The organism is Agathobaculum faecis, assembly GCF_014287995.1.
Classification (GTDB): Bacteria; Bacillota; Clostridia; order Oscillospirales; family Butyricicoccaceae; genus Agathobaculum; species Agathobaculum ammoniilyticum.
The window spans coordinates 1-2,843 of the sequence record NZ_JACOPL010000048.1; the positions used below are offsets into that span (position 1 = coordinate 1).

Genomic DNA, 2,843 nt, shown 5'->3' on the forward strand with positions numbered 1-2,843 from the left:
TTGGAGTTTAACATCAGGCCAAGACACTCTCATTCTAACAGCTTTGGCAACGGCGCGGAAAAAGACACGGCTGGCTGCCGTGCCTTGAACCGTAAATCTATTGTAATAGGAGTTTATGCGCACAGGCGTTTATACGGTCGAGCAGGGGCGCGGCGTCAACGAATGTATCAGCCGGATGCAGCGCCGCAACGTGGATACGCTGCTCGTTGTGGACGAAGCAGGCAAATACCTGGGTACGGTTTCGATCACGGATATTCGGCTGACTGGACATGTGGTGGATTCGATCGCTCCACTGATCCGGTGCAACATGCCGGTCGTGCAGACGGAGGACAACGCGCGGGCCTGCTTTGACCAGTTGATCGAAAGCGGCAGCCCGTATCTGGTCGTACTCCGGCCGGATAAAACGGTCGCTGGCATCGTGACCAAGACCAGCATGGCGTCGGCCATGGCGGAACGGCTGTGGGGGTGAGTATATGACCTACCACGATCTTCCCCGCGCATTGCTGGCGCATTTGGGCTTCACCGCGGTTTCCGTGTTTTTCGGCTTTGTGCTGGGCGTTGCGTTCGGTATCCTGCTGTCCCGCCGGCCCCGCCTGTCCGGCGTGGTGCTGCCGGTATTGAGCGTATTCAACACGGTGCCGGGCATTGTGTTCGTCGGCCTGCTCTTTATCTGGCTGGGCATGCAGCCCGCGACCGTGCTGATTGCCCTGTCGATCTACGCAATGTTCCCGATTCTCAAAAACACCTATGCGGGTCTGGTATCGGTTGACCCGCAGTATATCGAGGCCGCCCGTGGCTGCGGCATGACGCCGCTGCAGCGGCTGTACAAGATCGAGATACCGTTGGCGCTGCCGACCATCATCGGCGGCCTGCGCATGTCCACGATCTATACCGTAAGCTGGACCGTACTGGCGGCAATGATCGGCCAAGGCGGGCTGGGCGAGTTCATCTATACCGGCATCAGCGCCAATGACAACGGCCTGATCCTGATGGGCGCCATACCGGCCGCGCTGCTGGCATTCCTGCTCGGCTCCCTGATCGACGTGCTACAGCGCATGGTCGTACCCAAGGGCATGCGGAAAGGGGGCGGCGGCGTATGAGCGCGGTGATGATACTCGACCATATCTCCATTGTCGTCGCTTCTCTGCTGTGCGCGATTCTGGCCGGCGTGCCGCTGGGTGTAATATGTTATTTTTATCCCGCTGCGCGCAGGGTGATCCTGCGCGTGGTGGACCTGATCCAGACTACGCCGGCGCTTGCCCTGCTCGGCATTATCATGGTGTTTCTGGGCGCGGGCAAGCCGACCGTCATCACGGGGCTTGCGCTGTATTCCCTGCTGCCCATTGTGCGCAATACCTGCTTGGGGCTGGACCAGGTTCCGGATTACCTGGTCGAAGCGGCAAAGGGGATGGGGATGACGCGCCTGTATCGCTTGGCTCATGTGGAGATGCCCATGGCGGCCCCCATCATTTTCACCGGTATCCGCATCGCGGCGGTCAACGCAGTGGGAACGGCCGTGTTCGCTGCGTTTGTCGGGGGCGGCGGCCTAGGCGGTGTGATTAACACCGGCATCCGGCAAGATGATATGAACGCGATCCTCGGCGGCACGGGCGTGCTTATGCTCATGGCGCTGGTACTCGACACCCTGATGGGCATTGTGGAGCGCCGGATGAACAGCCGCACAGCGGCCGCGCCCGCTTACCGCTTTCGGGTGGTCAGGCGGCTGGGGGCCGCGGCTGCGGCGGTCTGCGTGCTGGGGCTGTGCGCGTGGAATTTCATCCCGCAGGACGCGGACGGGCTGGTGCTGTACCAGGGCGAATTTTCCGAGGTGCAGCTCGTCAACAGCATGATTCAGCAATTGGTCGAGGATCGGTATGATCTGACCGTGACGATCAAGGATCAGATGACCTCCAAGAACAATTTTGACGAGCTGGTTGGGGACGGACACAGCTGCGACCTAATGTACAACTGGGACGGTACCATCCTGACGACCATCATGGGTCTGGATACCGCGGATATACCGGAGGGGCGGACGCTCTACGATTTTGTAAACGAGCGCCTGCAGGATAAATATGATGTGCGGCTGATGGGCAAGATCGGCGTCAACAACACCTATGCCATCGGCGTGACGCAGGACGTGGTGGACCGGTACGGCGTGGCCGCCATCAGTGACCTGCAGCCGGTTGCGGGCGAGCTGCGCTTCGGTGCGGAGCAGGACTTTTTCACCGATGCCGGCAGCATGAAGTTCGGGCCGTTCGTGAATTTCTACGACCTGGATTTCAAGGAGGTGCGGCATGTCGATATTATGCTCAAATACAAGGCGATCGAGCAGGGCGCGTATGATGTCATGGTGGTTTACGCGACCGACGGGCTGAACAAGCGTGCGGGGCTGACCATTCTGGAGGATGACCGCCATTTCTTCCCAGACTATTACGGCACGATTCTGGCGCGGAACGATGTGTTTGAGCGCTTTCGAGAGCAGGCGCCGGATCTGGAGGACACGCTCAGCCTGCTCAACGGCCTCTTTACCGACGAGCTGATGAGCGGCCTGACCTATGAGGTGGACGTGGAGGGGCGGCCGGTCGACGAGGTGGCGCACGAATTCCTGGTCGGGCAGGGACTGCTGGAAAAATAAACGCAAAAACGGTGCGGAACTATATTCCGCACCGTTTTTTTGATGTGTTGTATAATGGAGGAAAGCGGTCAGGCGTCCATACGGAGGATCGCCTTGATGCACTTGCCGGAGCCGGACTCCTCAAACGCTTCGTTGATCTGCTCGAACGGATAGAACTTGATCAGTTTATCAAACGGGAACATGCCCTTTTTGTAGTAGTCGAGCAGTT

General features: G+C 59.2%; 3 protein-coding genes. All 3 read left to right on the top strand.

Going from position 1 to position 2,843, the window contains the following annotated elements:
* The first annotated feature begins 115 nt into the window (after window positions 1–115).
* From H8S45_RS15635 to H8S45_RS15645, 3 genes are read left to right on the top strand one after another with little or no spacing between them, the layout of a single operon-like run.
* Window positions 116–469, top strand: coding sequence for a CBS domain-containing protein (locus tag H8S45_RS15635; RefSeq protein WP_082397435.1), 354 nt, complete (start codon window positions 116–118; stop codon window positions 467–469).
* Between the two features lie 4 nt (window positions 470–473).
* Complete coding sequence (locus H8S45_RS15640; protein ID WP_054328561.1) at window positions 474–1,100, top strand: ABC transporter permease; 627 nt, start codon at window positions 474–476, stop codon at window positions 1,098–1,100.
* Window positions 1,097–2,635, top strand: coding sequence for a glycine betaine ABC transporter substrate-binding protein (locus H8S45_RS15645; protein ID WP_054328562.1), 1,539 nt, complete (start codon window positions 1,097–1,099; stop codon window positions 2,633–2,635). The genes H8S45_RS15640 and H8S45_RS15645 overlap by 4 nt, the downstream gene beginning before the upstream one ends.
* Window positions 2,636–2,843 lie beyond the last annotated feature (208 nt).